19 protein-coding genes are annotated in these 18804 nt (G+C 67.7%); 10 read left to right on the top strand and 9 right to left on the bottom strand.

The genetic code is table 11. From position 1 onward, the window contains the following. Nucleotides 1-59 precede the first annotated feature (59 nt). Nucleotides 60-2036: a PKD domain-containing protein gene (locus tag VJ162_RS01505; protein ID WP_324661938.1), complete on the top strand. Its 1977-nt coding sequence runs from the start codon at nt 60-62 to the stop codon at nt 2034-2036. Between the two features lie 28 nt (nt 2037-2064). Here the strand turns inward: VJ162_RS01505 and VJ162_RS01500 are convergent, their stop codons facing one another. The 3 genes from VJ162_RS01500 to VJ162_RS01490 all read right to left on the bottom strand — a co-directional run bounded on the left by VJ162_RS01500 (nt 2065) and on the right by VJ162_RS01490 (nt 4972). After that, on the bottom strand, nt 2065-2943 hold the full coding sequence (locus tag VJ162_RS01500) for a class 1 fructose-bisphosphatase (RefSeq protein WP_324661937.1): 879 nt from the start codon (nt 2941-2943) through the stop codon (nt 2065-2067). Nucleotides 2944-3230: 287 nt separating this feature from the next. Next, nucleotides 3231-3518 (bottom strand): PadR family transcriptional regulator, encoded by a 288-nt coding sequence (locus tag VJ162_RS01495; RefSeq protein WP_324661936.1) that lies wholly within the window; start codon nt 3516-3518, stop codon nt 3231-3233. 38 nt (nt 3519-3556) lie between these two features. Next, nucleotides 3557-4972: an HTTM domain-containing protein gene (locus VJ162_RS01490; protein ID WP_324661935.1), complete on the bottom strand. Its 1416-nt coding sequence runs from the start codon at nt 4970-4972 to the stop codon at nt 3557-3559. Between the two features lie 84 nt (nt 4973-5056). Here VJ162_RS01490 and VJ162_RS01485 point away from each other — a divergent pair, with 84 nt between their 5' ends. The 7 genes from VJ162_RS01485 (at nt 5057) to VJ162_RS01455 (ending at nt 10723) form a co-directional block, all read left to right on the top strand. After that, nucleotides 5057-5332, top strand: a complete 276-nt coding sequence (locus tag VJ162_RS01485) for a DUF7111 family protein (protein ID WP_324661934.1) — start codon at nt 5057-5059, stop codon at nt 5330-5332. Nucleotides 5333-5399: 67 nt separating this feature from the next. Beyond that, complete coding sequence (locus VJ162_RS01480) at nt 5400-5822, top strand: cobalamin B12-binding domain-containing protein (protein WP_324661933.1); 423 nt, start codon at nt 5400-5402, stop codon at nt 5820-5822. Next, a complete protein-coding gene (gene meaB / locus VJ162_RS01475; protein ID WP_324661930.1) occupies nt 5819-6847 on the top strand; it encodes a methylmalonyl Co-A mutase-associated GTPase MeaB in 1029 nt (342 codons plus the stop codon). The genes VJ162_RS01480 and meaB overlap by 4 nt, the downstream gene beginning before the upstream one ends. 130 nt (nt 6848-6977) lie before the next feature. Beyond that, nucleotides 6978-8042 carry a PAS domain-containing sensor histidine kinase gene (locus VJ162_RS01470; protein WP_324661928.1) on the top strand — a complete coding sequence of 355 codons (1065 nt, stop codon included), beginning with the start codon at nt 6978-6980 and terminating at the stop codon, nt 8040-8042. Between the two features lie 53 nt (nt 8043-8095). Continuing rightward, nucleotides 8096-9034 carry an alpha/beta fold hydrolase gene (locus VJ162_RS01465; RefSeq protein ID WP_324661927.1) on the top strand — a complete coding sequence of 313 codons (939 nt, stop codon included), beginning with the start codon at nt 8096-8098 and terminating at the stop codon, nt 9032-9034. A gap of 171 nt (nt 9035-9205) precedes the next feature. Then, a complete protein-coding gene (locus VJ162_RS01460) occupies nt 9206-10171 on the top strand; it encodes a DUF3592 domain-containing protein (RefSeq protein WP_324661925.1) in 966 nt (321 codons plus the stop codon). A gap of 225 nt (nt 10172-10396) precedes the next feature. Then, nucleotides 10397-10723 carry a hypothetical protein gene (locus tag VJ162_RS01455; RefSeq protein ID WP_324661923.1) on the top strand — a complete coding sequence of 109 codons (327 nt, stop codon included), beginning with the start codon at nt 10397-10399 and terminating at the stop codon, nt 10721-10723. A gap of 73 nt (nt 10724-10796) precedes the next feature. Here VJ162_RS01455 and VJ162_RS01450 read toward each other — a convergent pair whose 3' ends face one another. From VJ162_RS01450 to VJ162_RS01440, 3 genes are all read right to left on the bottom strand, one after another. After that, the gene (locus VJ162_RS01450) at nt 10797-11177 is read right to left on the bottom strand and encodes a Zn-ribbon domain-containing OB-fold protein (protein ID WP_324661922.1); all 381 of its coding nucleotides are present in this window, start codon (nt 11175-11177) and stop codon (nt 10797-10799) included. Then, a complete protein-coding gene (locus VJ162_RS01445) occupies nt 11174-12340 on the bottom strand; it encodes a thiolase domain-containing protein (protein ID WP_324661920.1) in 1167 nt (388 codons plus the stop codon). The genes VJ162_RS01450 and VJ162_RS01445 overlap by 4 nt, the downstream gene beginning before the upstream one ends. A 231-nt stretch (nt 12341-12571) precedes the next feature. Further along, nucleotides 12572-12769, bottom strand: coding sequence for a DUF5800 family protein (locus tag VJ162_RS01440; RefSeq protein ID WP_324661918.1), 198 nt, complete (start codon nt 12767-12769; stop codon nt 12572-12574). 164 nt (nt 12770-12933) lie between these two features. On the opposite strand from VJ162_RS01440, the gene VJ162_RS01435 reads away from it, so the two are divergent. Further along, nucleotides 12934-14025, top strand: coding sequence for a polymer-forming cytoskeletal protein (locus tag VJ162_RS01435; RefSeq protein ID WP_324661916.1), 1092 nt, complete (start codon nt 12934-12936; stop codon nt 14023-14025). A gap of 39 nt (nt 14026-14064) precedes the next feature. Continuing rightward, nucleotides 14065-15243 carry a redox-regulated ATPase YchF gene (locus VJ162_RS01430; protein WP_324661915.1) on the top strand — a complete coding sequence of 393 codons (1179 nt, stop codon included), beginning with the start codon at nt 14065-14067 and terminating at the stop codon, nt 15241-15243. Between the two features lie 59 nt (nt 15244-15302). Here the strand turns inward: VJ162_RS01430 and cysK are convergent, their stop codons facing one another. From cysK to wecB, 3 genes are all read right to left on the bottom strand, one after another. After that, a complete protein-coding gene (gene cysK / locus VJ162_RS01425) occupies nt 15303-16232 on the bottom strand; it encodes a cysteine synthase A (protein WP_324661914.1) in 930 nt (309 codons plus the stop codon). 116 nt (nt 16233-16348) lie between these two features. After that, nucleotides 16349-17692, bottom strand: coding sequence for a nucleotide sugar dehydrogenase (locus tag VJ162_RS01420; protein ID WP_324661913.1), 1344 nt, complete (start codon nt 17690-17692; stop codon nt 16349-16351). Further along, entirely contained in the window at nt 17689-18801 is a 1113-nt protein-coding gene (gene wecB, locus VJ162_RS01415; RefSeq protein WP_324661911.1) for a non-hydrolyzing UDP-N-acetylglucosamine 2-epimerase, read from the bottom strand. The genes VJ162_RS01420 and wecB overlap by 4 nt, the downstream gene beginning before the upstream one ends. Nucleotides 18802-18804: the final 3 nt, after the last annotated feature.

The following is an 18804-nucleotide window of genomic DNA, read 5'->3' as shown; positions in this document are numbered from 1 at the left end:
GTATCACCGGTAGTAACGGGGCCGGGCCATTGATAGTCGCTGCCCGGCAACTGGCGCGTATGCGAAGAGCCAGTGACGAGTGTGTGGCGGCGTCCCCGCGACGGGTTCGCGCCGCCGGCTGGCTCCTCAGTTCGCTCTGCGTGCTCGCGGTGCTGCTCGCTGTCACCGGCCCGGTGATGGCGGCCGGAACACAGCAGTCGGGGGAGAACGACACCGCGCCGCCCACCTGGGAGAACGCGACGAAGGCTGGCCCGGAGGAGATCGAACTCGCGTTCACTGACAACAGCACCATCGAACGGGGGACGGTCTCGGCTGACGACTTCACCCTCAGCGCCGGAAACGTCTCCAACGTCTCGGTCGAATCCACCGGCGAGGGAGCGACCGTGGCGTTGCTCCTCGAAGACCGACTGGACGTGAACAACGTCACGGTCGGGTTCGGCGACGGCGGCGGCATAGCAGACACGGAAGGCAACGAGCTGACGACCGGCACGAAGTCGGTAACCGGGATGGACACCGTCGTCCCGGACTTCGAGCGTTTCGACCTGACGCGCGTGAACGCCTCGGCCGTCGAGCTGCGCGTCGAGTCGAACGAGCCCCTGACCGAGTTGACTGTGGCCGTCACCGGCCCGGCGACGGACGAGCTCACGCGAGCGAATTTCACCGCCGTCGACGCCGCGAACACGACGTTTGTCACCCGGTACACGGTCCCGGAGTACGGGGCCTACAGCTTCGTCTGGGAGCGCGCCGTCGACCGCTACGACAACCAGCGGATCATGTCCCGGATGCGGCAGTTCCGCTACGAGGACTCGGCGCCCGAAATCGTCTTCGACGGCCCGGAGACGACGACAGTGGATACAACGGTCAACTTCAGCGCCGCCGAGACAGTCGACGAGGACGGCATCGAGGGGTACCGGTGGCGTATCGACGGTGGGACCGTACTCTCGGGGGCGTCGGTCCAGGTCGCGTTCGCGACGGCCGGGCGCCACGATATCACGCTGGAAGTGACCGACAGCGAGGGCCACACGGCCGTCGAGAGTAGAGCGATACGGGTGCGCAAGACCGCGGACAGCCCGGTCACCGTCGCGCCGCGCAATCAGACACACGCGAACGCGACCGTCCGGGGGACCGGGCTAGTCCAGCAGGTCCGGGCCGAGAACGGCAGCCTCGCCGGGACCGACAGCGTCACACTCGACCGGCTCAGTGCCGCGTTCCCGGCGAACACGTCGGTGTCGCTCCGGTTCCGGGCGACCGACGGCACCCCGGCGTCGTTCGACGGCCGGTCGCTCGGGCTGTTCAAGATCGGCCACGACGGGCCCGCAAACCGCGTGAGTCTCAGATTCGGCGTCGACAGAGCGACCCTGAACAACTCCGGGCTATCCCCCGGAGACGTGGCCCTGCACCGGAACGCCGACGGCTGGACGGCCCTGCCCACGTCCGTCGTCAGCCGGTCCGACGACCGAGTGGTCTATCAGGCCACGGCGCCGGGGCTCTCACAGTTCGCGGTAGGGTCCGACGCGGCGAGCAACGGTGGGGCCGACACCGACGCCTCGGCTACTGACGCACAGTCGGGCGACGACGGGCCGGCGACGGGCACCGAGCGGTCCGACATCACCGTCACGAACGTGACGGTCAACGAGACAGCGCCGACTGTGGGCGACACCGTCCGCATCGAGGTCACCGCCACGAACCGGGGCGGCGCCAACGGGACGTACCCGTTCAGCGTCCGGCTCAACGACAGTAGTGTCGCCACCCACGAGATATCGGTCCCGGCGGGGACCACGCGGACGGGTAGCTACGAGCAGAACCTCTCGACGGCGGGGGAGCTGTCGGTGGCGGGGACGCCGGTCACGAACGTGACCGAAGCGAGTGGCGGGTCGCTGCTGCCCGCGTCGGTCGCCGGCCCCCTCGCGGGACTGCCGGACCCGCTGGCCCTGTGGCCGGGCGGCATCGTCGGCACGGTTCTGGGCGCCTTCGTCGGGGTCGTCGTGACCGTCTACAGCGTGCTGAAGGCGCTGGCGATATATCTCGGCTACTGAGCCCCCGACAGTACGAAAAGCGGCGCCGTTACCGTGCGACGGACGACTCGATGCGGTCGATGAGCGCGTCGTTACCCAGATACAGTGGCGTCCGCTCGTGGAGCCCGTCGGGCTCGGCGTCCAGCAACGACCCCTCGCCGTCCGAGGAACTCCCGCCGGCCGACTCGACGATGTAGGCCATCGGGTGGCCCTCGAACTGGAGGCGGAGCTTCCCCTCCGGTCGGGACGAGAGAGCGGGATAAGCGAAGACGCCACCGTAGTTCAGGACCTGATTGAGGTCGGCGACCATCGCGCCGCCGTAGCGGAGCTTGAGCTCCTGGCGAATCTCCTCGGCGACCGACTCGAAGGAGTCGGTCCAGGAGTCGACGCCGCCGCCGAAGCCGAAGACGGTGGGGTCCTCGGGGACGGTGACGTCGTTGTCGACGAGACGCTTCTCGCCGTCCTCCAGCAGGTACTCACGGACGCGTCCGTTGCGGGCCACCAGCATCGACGTGACCGGGCCGTAGACGACAAAGCCCGACGCGACGAGGTTCCGGCCGCTCGTGGGCGGGCGCTCCGAGTACACCGAGAAGATGGTCCCCATCCCGCTGTTCGGTTCGAGGTTCGAGGAGCCATCGAGCGGGTCGACGGCCAGGTGGAGCCGCCCGGTGGAGTCGACTACGTCCTCCCGCTCCTCGCTGGCGTAGCTCGCCACACCGTCGATGGCGAGCAGCCGCTGCTGGAACAGCTCGTCCGCTCGCAGGTCCGCGGCGAGTTGCTCGTCGCCGGTCGGGTTTACCTTGTCGCTGTGGCCCCGGTCCGTGGAGATTGCCGTCCGAACGTCGGACGTGGTTTCCGCGATGGTGTCGATGACCTGTGCGACCGTGGTGTCGGCGTTCGTTGCCGAGGCGTCGAGTGATTCGCTCATTGGTTGGTGGGGGCCCCGAAGGGTCGGGTAGGGGTGTAGGGGTGCGTCGTATATCCGTTCAAGCGCCCGGCATAAGTATCTTTACTCTGACAATTACTACGAAGCGAGTAAATATCTACTCCGGGGCCACATCAGTGGGTTACAGCACGTGATTCGTTCGCGTCCGATTGAGAAGTCAGAATTCGTATATTTCGGAGTCCGGCGGTACGCCGCCCCGTTGACGGCGCTAGAGCCTGTAGCTATCGACGCCCGCAGTACAGGGAGTGCCAGTGCAGAGCGCCCGGTCGTCAGCCCTCTCCGAGGCTCTCGCGCATCCACTCGAACTGCTCGCGGAGCCGTTTTTCCCCGGCCTCGGTCAGCGAGTACTTGTCCGCGATGCCGTCGGTCCGCACCGCGACGAATCCGGCGTCTTCCATCGCGTCGAGGGCCCCGTAGAAGCTCTTGGGGTCGATGCGCGTGTCGTAGCGGGATTCGAGCCGCGTCTTCAGCCGCTGGCCGGCCAACTCGCCGTCCTCGGCCGCCGAAAGCAGGACACAGATGTCGCGTCGCCGACCGCTCTGGAGCCACTTCGCCATACGGGCCCCACGGCCGGCCCCGCCTCGGTCTTTTCGACTCACGTTTGCCCGCACCGATAGCTGCCCAGTCGATCGCGTTCGACCGTCTCCGGCCCGTCGAGGTCGGTCCGCTCGGTCACGTGCCAGAGCTCTACCGTCCGCATCCCGGTGTCGTGGCTCCGGTTCCAGCGGGCACAGAGGAACCGGGCCAGCGACTCCCGGAGCCGCGGCTCCCATTTCGCGTCGGCGAAGAACTTCCGCCAGCCGGCGCTGCCGTGGACGGCAGCGACCTCCGGCGGCCGCGACGCGTCGAACGGCTCGCCGGTGATGGCGTCGACGCGCTCGCCGGAAGAGAGCGTGGCCGGCGCGACCAGCCACCACGTCGACAGCGGCGGCGACGGCGCGAACATGTCCCAGGAGCGCTCGGTCACCTGGTCGGGAGTCCCGGCCGGCGCGCCGACCAGCCCGAGCCCGACGGCGTTGACGACTAGCAGGGCCGCGAGACAGCAGGCGGCGAGGCCGCGCGCGCCTCGTTCGAGCGGGGGCACGCGCGCCGTGAGCGGCGTCCGTGGGCGGCGTGGCAGCCGCCAGGGGATGGCCGTTCGGGCCTCGACGCGGTCCCAGACCCGTCCCGGGAGCAACGGGACCAGCGCCACAAGCGACACCAGCGGGAAGACGCCCAGTTGCATCGTCGCCAGCATGCCGGCGTGTACCGCGGCGAAGGCGCCTACCAGCGCCGCCCTGGCGCGACCGCTCAGGCCGACCAGCAGCGGCGACAGGACCAGCAGCGCGAGCCAGCCCCAGGCCGCGAGTCGGAGCGCGGGCGTCCAGCCGGCGACGGCGTTCCCGAGGCCGACGGTGAAGTGGTCGAGCTGGAAGGCATAGCGGACCGCGTCGCCCCGGAGCCAGACGTCTGCGCGAAGTTTCACGGCCGCGTTCGTCGCGTAGACGGCGACGACCTGGGCGAGCAGGCCGGCAGTTGCGAGGCCGACGACGCTGTCGGTGGGTTCGCTGTCGCGGGTCCCGCTATCGACGGCCCACCGGCTCCCAAGCGGGAGCAAACAGCCCCAAAACAGCAGGCGACGGAGGAGCACGTCGCCGCTGTTGAGGACGAGCGGGTTGCGAAGCTGGAGAGAGACCAGCAAAACGAGCGAGACGACGGCGGCCAGACGGGTCCGATAGCCGACAAGCAGCGCCAGCGCGGCGACCGCGGCCAGCGCGAACAGGCCAAGCTGGAACGGGAGCGCACCGGAGAGGGCGTGCAGCGACGCGGTCGCGTACCCGGGATAGAGCGCCGCGAGCAGCGACCGCGGGAGCACGCCGCCGTCGGTGTAGAAGGCCCGGGCGTCGGGGACGCGCCGCGCGAGGTCGGCGAGCACGACGAGCGCCAGCGCGATTCGGAAGGCCGCGAGCGCCCGGCGGTCGACGGCCAGCCGGCGGGCGAGGGCCGCACGCATCGGGCCGCGTTCGGTCACGATACCGGAGCCACAGCGGACGCGACCATAAGTCTTCCACCGCCGACCGACAGCTTTCAAGCGGTTCAGTCCCAACACCGGGCAATGACAGCGACCGAAGCGACGGCCGACGGCATCACGGCAAGGTACACGGAGACCGAAACGGAACGGCTGCTCACCTTCGAGGGCGAGACGGGTACCGCCGCAATCGCCCAGAACGTCGAGGGGTACGCGATGCTGAAGGTCCGGCCGAGTGCCGACGGGGACGAGCTCGAACGCTACTACGGCTTCGACATGGCACTGGATCACGCCGCCGAACTGCTCGGTGTGGCGCCGAACTCGCTGCCGGTTCCCGAGGCCGCGAACGACATGGGAATGTAGTCTGAGTGGAAGGAACGGCTGCCGACGCGGGGCAAGAATCAAACCGGATGGCGTGGTAGCGTTCACCATGAGTGTCGAGCAGGAGCAGGACGAACGCACCATCCGCTGTCTGGTCGCGAAAGTGGGGCTGGACGGGCACGACCGAGGAGCCCACGTCATCGCCCGCGCGCTACGGGACGCCGGCTTCGAGGTCATCTACTCGGGGCTCCACCGGTCACCCGACGAGGTGGTACAGGCCGCCGTCCAGGAGGACGTCGACGTGGTCGGCATCTCCATCCTCTCGGGAGCCCACAAGACGCTGGTGCCGCGGATTCTCGACGGGCTCAAGGAGTACGGCGCCTTCGACGACCGGCTAGTGCTGGTGGGCGGTATCGTCCCCGACGACGACCAGGGCGAGCTGCGCGAGCTGGGCGTCGACGAGATATTCGGTCCGGGCGCGTCGATGGAGGAGATGATACGGTACATCCGCGAGCAGTCCCCCGAGCGATGAGCGAGCTGGTAGCGGACCTGCTCGCCGGCAAGCACAGCGCGCTGGCCCGCGTCATCACGAAGATAGAGAACCGCTCGCCGGGCTACCGCGAGGTCGTCTCCCGGCTCCACGAACACGCCGGGGACGCCGAGGTCATCGGTGTCACGGGCAGTCCCGGCGCCGGCAAATCCACGCTCGTGGACAAGGTGGCCGCCCGCCTGCGCGAGCAGGGCCACACCGTCGGCGTCATCGCCATCGACCCGTCCTCGCCGTATTCGGGCGGCGCGGTACTCGGGGACCGCATCCGGATGGCCTCGAACGCGGGCGACATGGACGTGTTCTTCCGTTCGATGTCCGCGCGGGGCTCGCTGGGCGGGCTGTCGACGGCCACCACGGACGCTGTCACCGCGCTTGACGCCTTCGGGAAGGACTACGTCATCGTCGAGACGGTCGGCGCCGGGCAAAACGAGGTCGACATCGTCCGTACCGCTGATACCGTCGCCGTCCTGGTGCCGCCGGGCAGCGGCGACGACGTGCAGATGCTGAAAGCGGGTATCCTGGAAATCGGCGACGTATTCGTCGTCAACAAGGCCGACCTGGACGGGGCCGACCGCACCGTCCAGCAGCTCCGCGAGATGCTACAGGGCCGGTCCAGCGCCGGTCACCACGGCGCCTCGGGCACCGAGATGGTCGAGGCCGCCGGTGGCAACGGGACGGACGAGGCCGACGGTTGGGAGCCGCCCATCGTCGAAACGGTCGCGAACCGCGCCGAAGGCGTCGAGGCGTTCCTCGGGGCCATCGACGACCACGGCGACTACCTGGACCGAACCGGGGGGCGCAAACAGCAGGCCCGGGACCGCTTCGCGGCCGAGATACGGACGCTGCTGCGCGAGGACGCCAACGGCCTGCTCGCCGACGAACTCGAACGCCAGGGCGGTCTCGACGCGCACGTCGACGCCGTCATGGCCCGCGAATCGGACCCCTACACCGTCGTCGACGAGGTGCTGTCGCCACTGCGGGAGTGCTTGGACGACGAGGGAGCGTAGCCAACTGCACCGGCGGCAGATGCCGCTCAGATGGTCGCCGGACCCCGGTCGCGTTCACACACCAGGTGTCTCGTTGGCGGAATTTGACGATTTCCGGTCTGTTTTAATAACACCTCACATACATGGGACAATGACTTCGCCTTCGTCCACGTCCGGAACGCTGCCCAATATCGTCAGAGAGAGCGAAGGCGCAGTACTCTCGGCGCTAGCGGAGGCCGACATGGGCGTGTTCGTGCTCGGTCCCGACTTCTCCGTGCAGTGGGTGAACGAGACCGCGGGGGAGTATTTCGGCATCGATCCCTCGAAGGCTCTCGGCGCCGACAAGGCGTCACTCATCCAGTCCGAGATCAAGCACATCTTCGAGGAGCCCGAACGGTTCGCCGACACCGTGCTCTCGACCTACGAGGACAACAGCTACGTGGAGGAGTTCGAATGTCACGTCCGCCCTGGCGCGGATCGGCGGGAACGGTGGCTCCGCCACCAGAGCCGCCCGATAGAGACGGGTGCGCTGGCCGGGGGACGCGTCGAGCAGTACACCGATATCTCGGAGCGAAAGGAGCGCAAACGTGAGCTCGAACGCCAGAACGAGAAACTGGAACGGTTCACGTCGGTCGTCAGCCACGACCTGCGGAACCCGCTGCTCGTGGCCGCGGGCCGACTCTCCCTGGCACAGGAGACCGGTGAGAGCGAGCACGTCGCCGAAGCGCTGACAGCCGTCGAACGCGGCCAGTCGCTCATCGACGACCTGTTGACACTCTCCAGACAGGGCGATGTCGTCGGCGAGGTCGAGCCCGTCGACCTCCCGTCGCTCGTCGACGACTGCTGGCAGACCGTCGAGACGCGAACGGCGACACGCACCGTAGCGACCGAACAGACGGTTCGGGCCGACCGGTCGCGCCTCCAGCAGATACTGGAAAACTTCATCCGAAACGCCGTGGAACACGCCGGTCCGGAGGTCGAAATCACTGTCGGCGACCTCGAAGACGGCTTCTACGTGGCGGACGACGGCCCGGGAGTGCCGCCACGGGCGCGGGAGGACGCGTTCACACCGGGGGTCACTACGACGGAGGACGGCACCGGGTTCGGCCTCGCCATCGTCGAGGAGATAGTCACGGCCCACGGCTGGCAGATTCGTCTGACTGACAGCGAGAGCGGCGGCGCTCGCTTCGAGATAACGGGCGTCGAGACCGTCTGACCCCGACCCCGCTCCCCCCACGTATAAACACGTCCCGGCCCCTACAGACGGGTATGAAGCTCCGCAACGCGCTCGGCGCCGCGGTCGGTGCGGTCGGCGCGACGGCGCTCGCCAATCGAGCCCTCAAGTCGCGAGCCGGCGACTTCGAACCGTTCCTCCGTGGCGACCACCGGACCTACCGCTGGCGGGGGTTCGACGTGGCCTACACCGAGGCCGGCGACCCCGAGGACCCGGACCTCGTCTTGTTGCACGGTATCAACGCCGCCGCCTCCAGCCACGAGTTCCACACCGTCTTCGAACGACTGGCCGAAGAGTACCACGTCATCGCGCCGGACCTGCCGGGCTTTGGCCACAGCGACCGACCGCCGCTGCTGTACTCGGCATCGCTCATGACCACGTTCGTCCGTGACTTCCTCGAAGACGAGAGCGAGGACGCGACGGTCGTCGCGTCGTCGCTGACCGGCTCCTACGCCGCCATGGCCGCCCGCGAGGTCGACATCGGGGAACTGGTTCTCATCTGTCCGACTGACTCCTCGATGGGCGACCGGTCGGTCCCGCGGCGGTCACTGGTCCGTGCCCCCGTCATCGGGCAGGCCATCTACAACCTCGTCGGCTCGAAGGCCTCGATTCGGCACTTCCACGCCGACCACGGCTACTACGACATGGCGAACCTCACCGACGACGTGGTCGAGTACGAGTGGCAAAGCGCCCACCAGCCCGGTGCCCGGTTCGCGCCGGCGTCGTTCATCTCGGGCTTTCTCGACCCCGAAGAGGATCTGGGCGACGTGCTTTCGACACTGGACGTACCGGTGACGCTGGTCTGGGGTGAGGACGCCGACATCACGCCGCTTGCCGACGGCCGCGTGCTGGCCGACGAGGCCGACGCGACGCTGGTCGTCTTCGGCGACTCCCTGCTGTTGCCCCACGTCGAACACCCCGAGGAGTTCGTGGACGTGGTGCGGGGCGAGACGGTGACGGTAGAAGTCGAATAGCCCCCGCATGAACGAGGTGACAGCACAGCGTCAGCAAGACGGACTCGAAAGCGGTTTGTCGCGGGTGGTGCCTGATTCGACCCGTCGCGGTGTCGTCCGAGTGCCACCGAAGTTGCTGACACTGAAACTCGGCTGCAGATTTATCAGTAAACGTCCCGATCTCTCGACAAAATGCAGTTTGCCGTGCGTGAAACGACGGTCACACTCACGCCGCTGATGCTGATCGCGATTGTGCTCGGAGTCGGTATCGCCGGCTACGGGGGGTACGACTACGTCCGGCAGACGACCGCCGTTGATGATGCCGTTGCCGTCGAGACGACCGTCACCGACGCGAACATCGAGAGGTCGTCCGGCCGTCGACTCTACTATCGTGTCACCGTCGAGCACACCTACCGGTATCGCGGCACCGAGTACACGAGCAAACAGGTGTTTCCCGGAAGAACCAGCCCGATATACACCGTTCGGGCTGACGCAGAGCGCGTGATCGAGCCGTACGAATCCAACACGACGACGACTGCCTACGTTGATCCAAACGCCCCGGCGAGGGGATTTCTCGAACGGCAAACGACGCTGGCGCCGTTCAGATTCGTGGGCCTCGGTGGCCTCGTGGTCCTTCTGACGACGCTTCACGCCGTCGGTGCGCGTGATCCCGGCCAGAATACGGAGTTGCGCCCAGCGAGCGCACACGAGCCGACGCGCTATGAGACACTGTTTGGAGTCGACCGTGGCACTGTTTGCCGAGTCAGCAAGCGTCTCCTAGTGGTTGCACCGGCTACCCTCTTCGTCTCGCTTGTTGCGACGGTGGCGCTCCTCTATACGGCGGAGGGATCGTCAGTAGGGGCAACTGATCCGGCCGGAATCGCGTTGCTCGTCGCTCTCGTCGCCGGGTTCGCGCTGCTAGTTGCCCTCACACTCTATGGGATATGGTCGTTTACTGAGTACCGGCGACTCCGTGAGCGGATTCCGGAACCGCGACCACCGAGCCCGTTTCGGCACCCCTCCCGGCTCGTTACCATCCTCTACACCAGTGACGGACTCGATGCCTACGGGCGACGGGTGAAACTGACCGGCTTCGCGCTCGCTGTCACCGGGCTCCTCGCGGGAATGTTCGCGTATATCCTCGTCACAGCATCGTAGCCATCGACGTAGATCTGCCGGCCAGTTTGCCCGGCAAACAGCTTAGCTAGCTCTGTGCGGTGCTCACAGCGGCGCTTTCGCCGGCGGCACGCTCTCCTGGGGAGAGTGAGCGATGTGGACAGCGCAGTCACCACACCGGTCGCACTTGTTATCTCCGTCGTATCCGAGACGCGGTGTCCATACTGAGCGACAGAATTTTACGCGGTTGTAGACATGATGTGTGACATGGTCGCCCTCCGGAAGAACAGTCCCACTCCCTCGCTCCCCGAATCGAGTGTCGTCCTCATCGGCCTCGTGCTTGCTATACTCGGCCTCATGTTCCGGGATTCCTTTGGAATCATGTCGGTCCTCGCTGCCCTGGGAATCGGGCTCGTGATAGCTGGAACAGTCTATATCGCTGTCGAAGGTCCCGAGCTAGTCCGACTATCGATGGCGTTTGTCTCGCTCGTCGCGCTGCCACTGCTCTCGTATGGCAGCGTCGTCCGATGGGTGGGCGGAACCATGCTCGGCGGCGTCGTCGTCGGTGCGGTATACACTCGAATCGCGGAGTAAGCGGAGACGTGTCGCCGGTACTGAACCGGGAGAAAGCGACGAACAGGCGCGGGACGGCCCAGACAGCGACCGACTACTGCGGCCGGAAGACGACGGCTCGCTCGCCGGTCGTCTCGCGCTCGCCGACCTCGATACCGACCACATCGTCGATAGCCACGTCGTCGGCGCCACGGACCAGCCCGGTGATGGAGACGGGACCGAAATCGGCGATAGCGGTGACGTAGGGCGCGTCGTTCTCGAACTGGGGCGTAGCCACGGTGATAGTGGTGTGGGTGGCGACCGTCCCGCTGTCTGGCAGTGGCTCGTCGTGCAGTTCGCGGGAGCCACAGTCGGGACAGATGCGGCGGGGCGGGAGCCAGCCGTGGCCCTCGTCGCACTCGACGTAGTAGCCGTTGCCGTCCTCGATACTGTCGAGCCAGTCGTCGTACTCGCCGTTTCGGGTAGTCTCGGTCATTCTTTCACCTCCAGGACGTGGACCGTGGTGGAAGCGACGGTGCCGCCCGCGTTGTGCGCGACGCCGACAGAGCCGTCGGGGACAGCGTCGGCCCGCGGGTGCGAGCCCTCGAGCACCCACGCGATGGTGGCCAACTGGGCGACGCCGGTCGCGCCGACCGGGTGGCCCTTGGCCTTGAGGCCGCCCGAGAGGTTGACCGGCATCTCGCCGTGGCGGGTCGTCTCGCCGTCGGTCGCCGCGTGGATGCCCTCGCCGGGCTCGTACAGCCCGAGCGACTCGATGGCAAGCACCTCCGCGATGGTAAAGCAGTCGTGGACCTCCGCGACGTCCACGTCGTCGGGCCCGATGCCGGCGTCGTCGTAGGCCTCGTCGGCGGCCTTGTCGGCCGCCGGTGTCTGTGCGAGGTGGGGGCGGTCCTGCAGGGCGAGGTTGTCGCCGCCCTGGCCCGTCCCGCTGATAGCGACCGGGGCGTCGAGGTCGTGTTCGTCGGCGTACTCCTCGGTCGTCAGCACCGCCGCGGCGGCGCCGTCGGTGATGGGACAGGAGTCATACAGCCCGAGCGGCGACGCGATGGTCGGCGCTTCGAGCACGTCCTCGACGGTAATCTCCTTTTGAATCTGGGCGTGGTCGTTGACCAGGGCGTGCTCGTGGTTCTTGACGGCGATATGTGCCAGATCCTCGTGGGCGCCGCCGAACTCGTCGAAGTACGCCCGCGCCATCAGGGCGTAGGCGCCGGGGAAGGTCATCCCGGCGCGGATCTCGTAGAGGTCGTCGGCGGCGATGGCCAGGGCGTCTGTCGCCGCGGCGGTACCGATGTTGGTCATCCGCTCGGCCCCGCCGACGACGACGACCTCGCTCTCCCCGTTGCGCAGCGTCTTGACGGCCTCCCGAACGGCGGCGCCGGCGGAGGCGCAGGCGGCCTCCAGCCGCGTCGCGGGCGCGTCGACGCCGATGGCCTCGGCCATCAGCGGCCCCTGGTGGCCCTGGTGTTCGGCGAGTTCGCCCATGAAGTTCCCGTAGTACAGTGCGTCGACGTCGTCGGGGTCGACGCCCGACTGGTCGAGGGCTTCGAGTCCGGCCTCGGCGAAGAGGTCGCGGCCGGTCCGCTCGGGATGTTTCCCGAACTGTGTCACACCGGCTCCCGCGATACGTGGGTCTGTCATTGTCTCCGCGTGCGTTCCGAGTACTTAAAATCTTGCCGCCACTGTGGGTTTTTGCCACGATTTCACGAGGGAATAACCGCAAGACTGCGCCCGATTAGTTGGAGTTTCGATGGATGTCCACGACGGTTTCGGACCGCCGAGGGAACGGGTTCAGACTGGTGGCTGTAACAGACTGAAGTGAGTTGTCACCCCAGCGTGGCGAATCTCTGTCCGAACTTGCCGTCACCAGTATCAGTCGACGATCTCCGCGATGCGGCGCGGTTCGCCCGACAGCGACGGGTCGGGTTCGACGATCTGGAGCACCTCGTGGTCGGTCACGTCGGGGTATGACTTCTGGACGGCGTCCTCGATGAGGGCCTTCTCTAGTCTGAACTCCGTGCCGTCGTAGACGACGTCGACGCCCTGGTCGTCGAACGAGAGAACGGTCATAGCCGTACTACAGGATGTCCGGATAAAAACGTACTCGCTCGCGGGTGATTTGCCAGACCAGCACACGCGACTCGGACCGGTTCGCCGGCCTGCGTCAGACATCCGTCAGACGCCCGTCGTGCGCGGCCTCAGGCTTTAAGACCGTCGAAACACCTATGTGACGTGTGCAATTCGGCACCGACCCGCTCTCCGAACTCTCGATCCCCGACGGCACGACCGTCGAGGAACACGACCTTGTGACCGACGGAGACGTCGTGGTCGGCGGCCAGAGCACAGTCGAGTTCGGCGTCCGCGGCCGGTCGGTCATCGCCGACGAGCGGGTCCGGTTTGGCGGTCACATCGAGGCCGAGGGCGACTGTCGGCTCGACATGTGGTGTGACGTGGCCGACAACGTGCTCGTCGGCGAGGACGCCTACATCGGCGAGCGCGTCCACATCGGCGGCGAGCTCCGCGTCGCGGGCGACCTCGACATCGGCGACGACGTGGACATAGAGGAGGGGTTCGAGGCCAACGGCTGGATCGTCATCCGCAACCCGATGCCGACCGTCGTCTTCCTCTTTGTCTACCTCTCGCAGTTGCTTCGCATCGGCGAGGACGAGGCCGCCGAAGAGGTCCTCTCGGAGATGCTCGGCGACGACGACGAGCACGAGCCACTCTTGATTCCCCGCGGCGCCAGCGTCTCAGACGACGCCTGGCGGGTGTCGACGCCCGCCGTCGTCGGCGACGACTGCCGCCTGCACGGCAACATCCGCGCGGAGTCTCTGGAGGTCGGCCGTGACAACGTCGTCTTCGGCAGCCTGCGGGCCCGCGGGGACATCGTGCTAGGCAGGGGCAGCGAAATAAAGGGCGACGTGACGACCCGGGACGGCGACGTCCGCATCGGCCCCGGGGTGAAGGTGTGGGGCGACATCTCCGCCAACACTGTTGCGCTCCACGAGAACGCAACCATCGACGGGAAGATTCGAGCCAGCGAGGAGATGCGGATGCACACCGACGAGGTGCTCTCCCGCCCCGACGAGGACGCCGAGGCGATGGCGGAGATGGCCGAGGAACTCGAAGCGGACGGGGACACGGAACAAGCTGACACTGACACTACGGAGACGGACAACGCAGACGACGCCGGCGCAACTGGAGACGGCGCCGGCGACGCGGCGACCGACGACGACGCTGACACCGACACAGCGGCCGGAGACACTGCTGATGCCGAGGCGGCTGCCGACGACGCGACCGACGAGGAGCAGGCCCCGGCGGAGTAGACCGAAACCCCCTTTTCGCGGAGTGCGGTAGGTCGTCGCATGCTCTCTATCGCGCTGGCCGGCAAGCCAAACGCCGGGAAGTCTACTCTTTACAAGGCCGCGACCATGGCCGACGTCGACGTCGGGAACTACCCCTTCACGACCATCGACGCCAACCGCGGCGTGAGCCACGTCCGCACGGAGTGTCCCTGTCTCGACCGTGACGAGCGCTGCGGGGGCGACAACTGCCGCGACGGGAAGCGGTACGTCCCCGTCGAGCTCATCGACGTGGCCGGCCTGGTCCCGGGCGCCCACGAGGGCCGCGGGCTGGGCAACCAGTTCCTCGACGAGCTCACGAACGCCGACGTGATTCTGAACGTCGTCGACGCCTCGGGGGGAACCGACGCCGAGGGCGAACCCGTCGAGGTCGGCGAACACGACCCCGTCGAGGACGTGGACTTCGTCGAGGAGGAGATGGACCTCTGGCTCGCCAGCATTGTCTCCCGCAACTGGGAGTCCATCGAACGGCAGTCCCGCTCGCCCGACTTCGCGCTGGACGAGTCACTGGTGGACCTGCTTGCCGGCGTCGGCGCGAGCGAACTCGACGTGGCCCGGACGCTGCGTGAACTGGACTACCCCGAGGACCCCATCGCCTGGACCGACGAGGACCGCGAGGCGCTGGCTCGCGAGATACGCCAGCGCACGAAACCCATCGTCGTCGTGGCCAACAAGGCCGACATCGCGCCGGAGGGGAACGTCGAACGGCTGCGGGAGGCCGCCGACGTGGTCGTCCCGGCCACCGCCGACGGCGAACTCGCCCTCCGCAACGCGGCCGAGGCCGGCGTCGTCGACTACGACCCGGGCGACGCCGACTTCGACATCGTCGGCGACGTGAGCGACCAGCAGCGACAGGGGCTGGACCGGATTCGCGAGGTGATGGCCGACTACGGCGGGACGGGCGTCCAGGGCGCCATGGACACCGCCGTCTACGACCTGCTCGACCACATCACCGCCTACCCCGTCCAGAACGACACGAAGTGGACCGACGGCCAGGGCAACGTCCTCCCGGACGCCCATCTGCTGCCGCGGGGCTCGACGCCGAAGGACCTCGCCTACGCCGTCCACTCGGACATCGGCGACGGCTACACCCACGCCGTCGACGCCCGCGAGGAGCGCCGCATCAGCGACGACACCGAACTCGAAGAGGGCGCCGTCGTCAAGATTATCTCCGACGGGTAGGCGAGCGGGCGTTGTGCGGACCGGTCGGTAGGTCGGCCACGAACCGTCGGCGACGCCCGTTAGCCGGTCTCGTACAGGTCCGTCGAGAGGTATCGATCGCCCGGGTCCGGCAACACGACAGCGACCAGTTCGTCCGGGTTCTCGGTCGCGTAGTCGGCCGCGGCGGCCAGTGCCGCACCAGAGGAGATCCCGACTAGAACCCCTTCGGTACGTCCGAGCTTGCGGGCCGCCGCTTTCGCGTCGGCGCCATCGACTGACCGCACTTCGTCGACCAGTTCGGTGCGGAGCACGTCCGGGAGGAACCCGGGCCCGATACCCTGGATGTCGTGGCTGGCCGAGCGCTGCTCCGAGAGCGTCGGTGACTCGGCGGGCTCGACCGCGATAGCGGTAAACAACGTCTCGCCGCGTTCCTCCTTCATGTACTCGGCGACGCCGGTGATGGTCCCGCCGGTCCCGACGCCCGCGACGACGGCGTCGATTTCCCCGTTTGTCGCCCGCCACAGCTCCGGCCCCGTCGTCTGCCGATGGGCCGCAGGGTTGGCCTCGTTGTCGAACTGACTGGCCAGTATCGCGTTGTCGTGCTCGTCGACGAGCTCCGCTGCACGCTGGTTCGCCCCGCCCATCCCCTCCGCCGCGGGCGTGAGTTCCAGCTCCGCCCCGAGCGCACGGAGAATCGCCCGCCGCTCCTCGGACATCGAGGACGGCATCGTGAGCACGCAGTCGTAGTCCCGGGCGGCACAGACGGCCGCCAGGCCGATACCGGTGTTCCCGCTCGTGGACTCGACGACCATCCCGCCCGGTTCGAGCGCGCCGTCGTCCTCGGCGGTATCGAGAATCTCGCGGGCGATTCGGTCCTTGACCGAATACGGGTTCTGCCCCTCGACCTTCCCGAGGAGGTTATCGGCGAACGAAGAGAGACGGAGCAACGGGGTCTCCCCGATTAACTCACCTATCGACGACGTGACGTCCATCTCCGTGTGTTGTGCCATCGTAGAGAGTTGAGCGACGAGTTGGAAAAAACGGCCGCGCGATTCCCAGCGACTGAAACCCGGAATGGGCTGTCCTCGCTGTGCAGCTGGGGCGGCGAAACCGACCGTAACGCTACTCAGAGCCGTCGCACATCCAGCCCCGCGTCGTGCCAGGACTCGTCTGTCAGGCCACGAGCGTCGACCACGACGTTGTCGTCCATCTGCTCGGCCACAGCGTCGGGGTCCAGCTCGGCGAACTCGTCGTGGTCGGTCATGAACACCAGCGCGTCGGCGCCGTCGAGGGCGGCCGACTCGTCGTGCAGGTCCGCCGTGGCGTCGCTGACGTGTGGGTCGTGGACGCGCACGTCGACGGCCGGTTCGCCGCCGTCGGTGGCCACTTTCGTGGTCGGTTCGGTGACCGCCTCGACGAACCGTTTGGCCGGGCTGTTGCGGGTGTCGGCGACGTTCCCCTTGTAGGCCAGCCCGAAGACGGCGACCCGCTTCCCGGCGAGCGAACCGAGGCCGTCTTCGAGGAGCTCCCGGACGTAGTCGACCATCCCGTCGTTGACCACCCGGGCGCGCTCGATAAGGTCGACGTGGTCGGAGTGGTGCTCCAGGTACAGCGGGTCGACCGGGAGGCAGTGGCCGCCCACGCCGGGCCCCGGATTGAGGATGTCGACCCGCGGGTGTTCGTTGGCGAGTTCGAAGGCCGGCCGCGGGACGACCCCGTGGTCGCGGGCCACCTTCGCGAGTTCGTTCGCGATGGCGATCTCGGCGTCGCGGTGGGTGTTCTGGGCGAGCTTGGCAAACTCCGCCGTCGCGGCGTCGGGCGCGGCGTGAATCTCGCCGTCGACCGCCCCCGCAAAGAGGTCGCGAGCCGCCGCCGTGGCCTCGTCGTCGATGCCGCCGACGATGCGGTCGTTGTGCCGGAGCTCGTCGAGTATCGACCCCGGCAGTACGGTCTCGGGGCAGAACGCGAGGTTGAACGTCTCCCGGAGGAGGTCGCCGTTGCGTTCGAGCGTCTCGGCGACCACGTTCGCGGTCGTCCCCGGGGGCACCGTCGACTCGACGACGACGGTGTCGCCCGGCCGGAGTTTCGGGGCGATACCCTCGGCCGCCGCCCGGACGTACGAGAGGTCGGCAACGTTCCGGTCGTGGTCGAACGGCGTGGGCACGCAGATGAGGTGGTGGTCGCTCTCGGTCGGCCGCTCGCGGAGCCGCAGCGAGCCGGTGTCGAGCGCGCGGTCGACGTAGTCGTTGAGGTCGGCCTCCCGGAAGTCGGCGCCCTCGGCCCGGAGCCGGTCGAGTTTGTCGGGCTGGGTGTCGATACCGTAGACGGTGTGACCGCTGTTGGCAAACAGCGCCGCGGTCGGCAGGCCGACGTAGCCCAGCCCGTGGACGGAGACGGTGGTCATACCGTCTCCGCCGTGGACGGAGTCGGTGGTCGTACCGTCTCCGCCGTGGTCCGAACCGCTCGTCATACCGTGGCCTCCCCCGAGACGGCCGGCACGTCGACCCCGAGCGTCCCGAGGATGCGCTCGGCCGCGTGGCCGTCGCCGAAGGGGGCCTCCCAGTCGCTGGGCCCTCGCTTTACCTCCGCGGCGGCGTCGGCGATGCTCCCCGGCGTCGGGTCGGCGAGCACGTTCGACCCCACAGTCACAGTCTCGGGCCGCTCAGTGCTCTCCCGAATCGTCACGCAGGGCGTCCCCAGCACGCAGGTCTCCTCCTGGACGCCGCCCGAATCCGTAAAGACGACCGCGGCCTCGCTCTCCAGCCGGAGGAAATCCAGGAAGTTCAGCGGCTCGACACAGTCGATGGCGTCGGGGACATCGAGGTCGAAGTCGTCGATTCGCTCCCGTGAGCGCGGGTGAATCGGGTAGACGACCCGGTGACCCCGGTCGTTGGCATACTGTGCGACGCCGTCGAGCAGCCCCTGGAACCGCTCGGGCTCGTCGACGTTGCCCGGGCGGTGGGCGGTCAACAGGGCGAAGGGCGCCCCCTGGAGGTCAAGGTCGGCGAGCACGTCGCTCTTTTCGCGGGCCAGCCTGACGTGCTGGTTCACCGCGTCGACGACGGTGTTTCCGGTCACCTCGATACGGTCCTCGGGAATCGCTTCCGTGCGGAGCCGGTCGGCCGCCTCGTCGGTCGGGGCAAAGAGGTGTTCGGCGGCGTGGTCGACGAGCACCCGGTTGAGTTCCTCGGGCATCTCCCGATTGAAGCTCCGGAGTCCGGCCTCGACGTGGGCCAGGGACGTGTCGCGCTTGCTCGCGACGATGCCGCCCGCAAAGGCCGAGTTCGTGTCGCCCTGGACGATGACGACGTCGGGGGACTCCCGTTTGAACACCTCGCCCAGGCGGGTCACCATCTCGCCCGTCTGGGCCGCGTGGTCGCCCGAACCGACTTCGAGGTTGTACTCCGGCGTCGGCAACTCGAGGTCGTCGAAGAAGACCCCGTCCAGGCGCTCGGAGTAGTGCTGGCCCGTGTGCACCACGCTGTAGTCGACCGCGGCGCGGTCACAGGCCCTGATTATCGGCGCGAGTTTGACGATCTCGGGGCGCGTTCCGAGCACGAAGACGATTCGGGGCGTCATGGG

Source organism: Haloarcula sediminis, from assembly GCF_035656455.1.
GTDB classification, from domain to species: Archaea; Halobacteriota; Halobacteria; order Halobacteriales; family Haloarculaceae; genus Haloarcula; species Haloarcula sediminis.
Note: the sequence above shows the minus strand (reverse complement) of the source record. Positions and strands in the feature narration are given on the sequence as shown.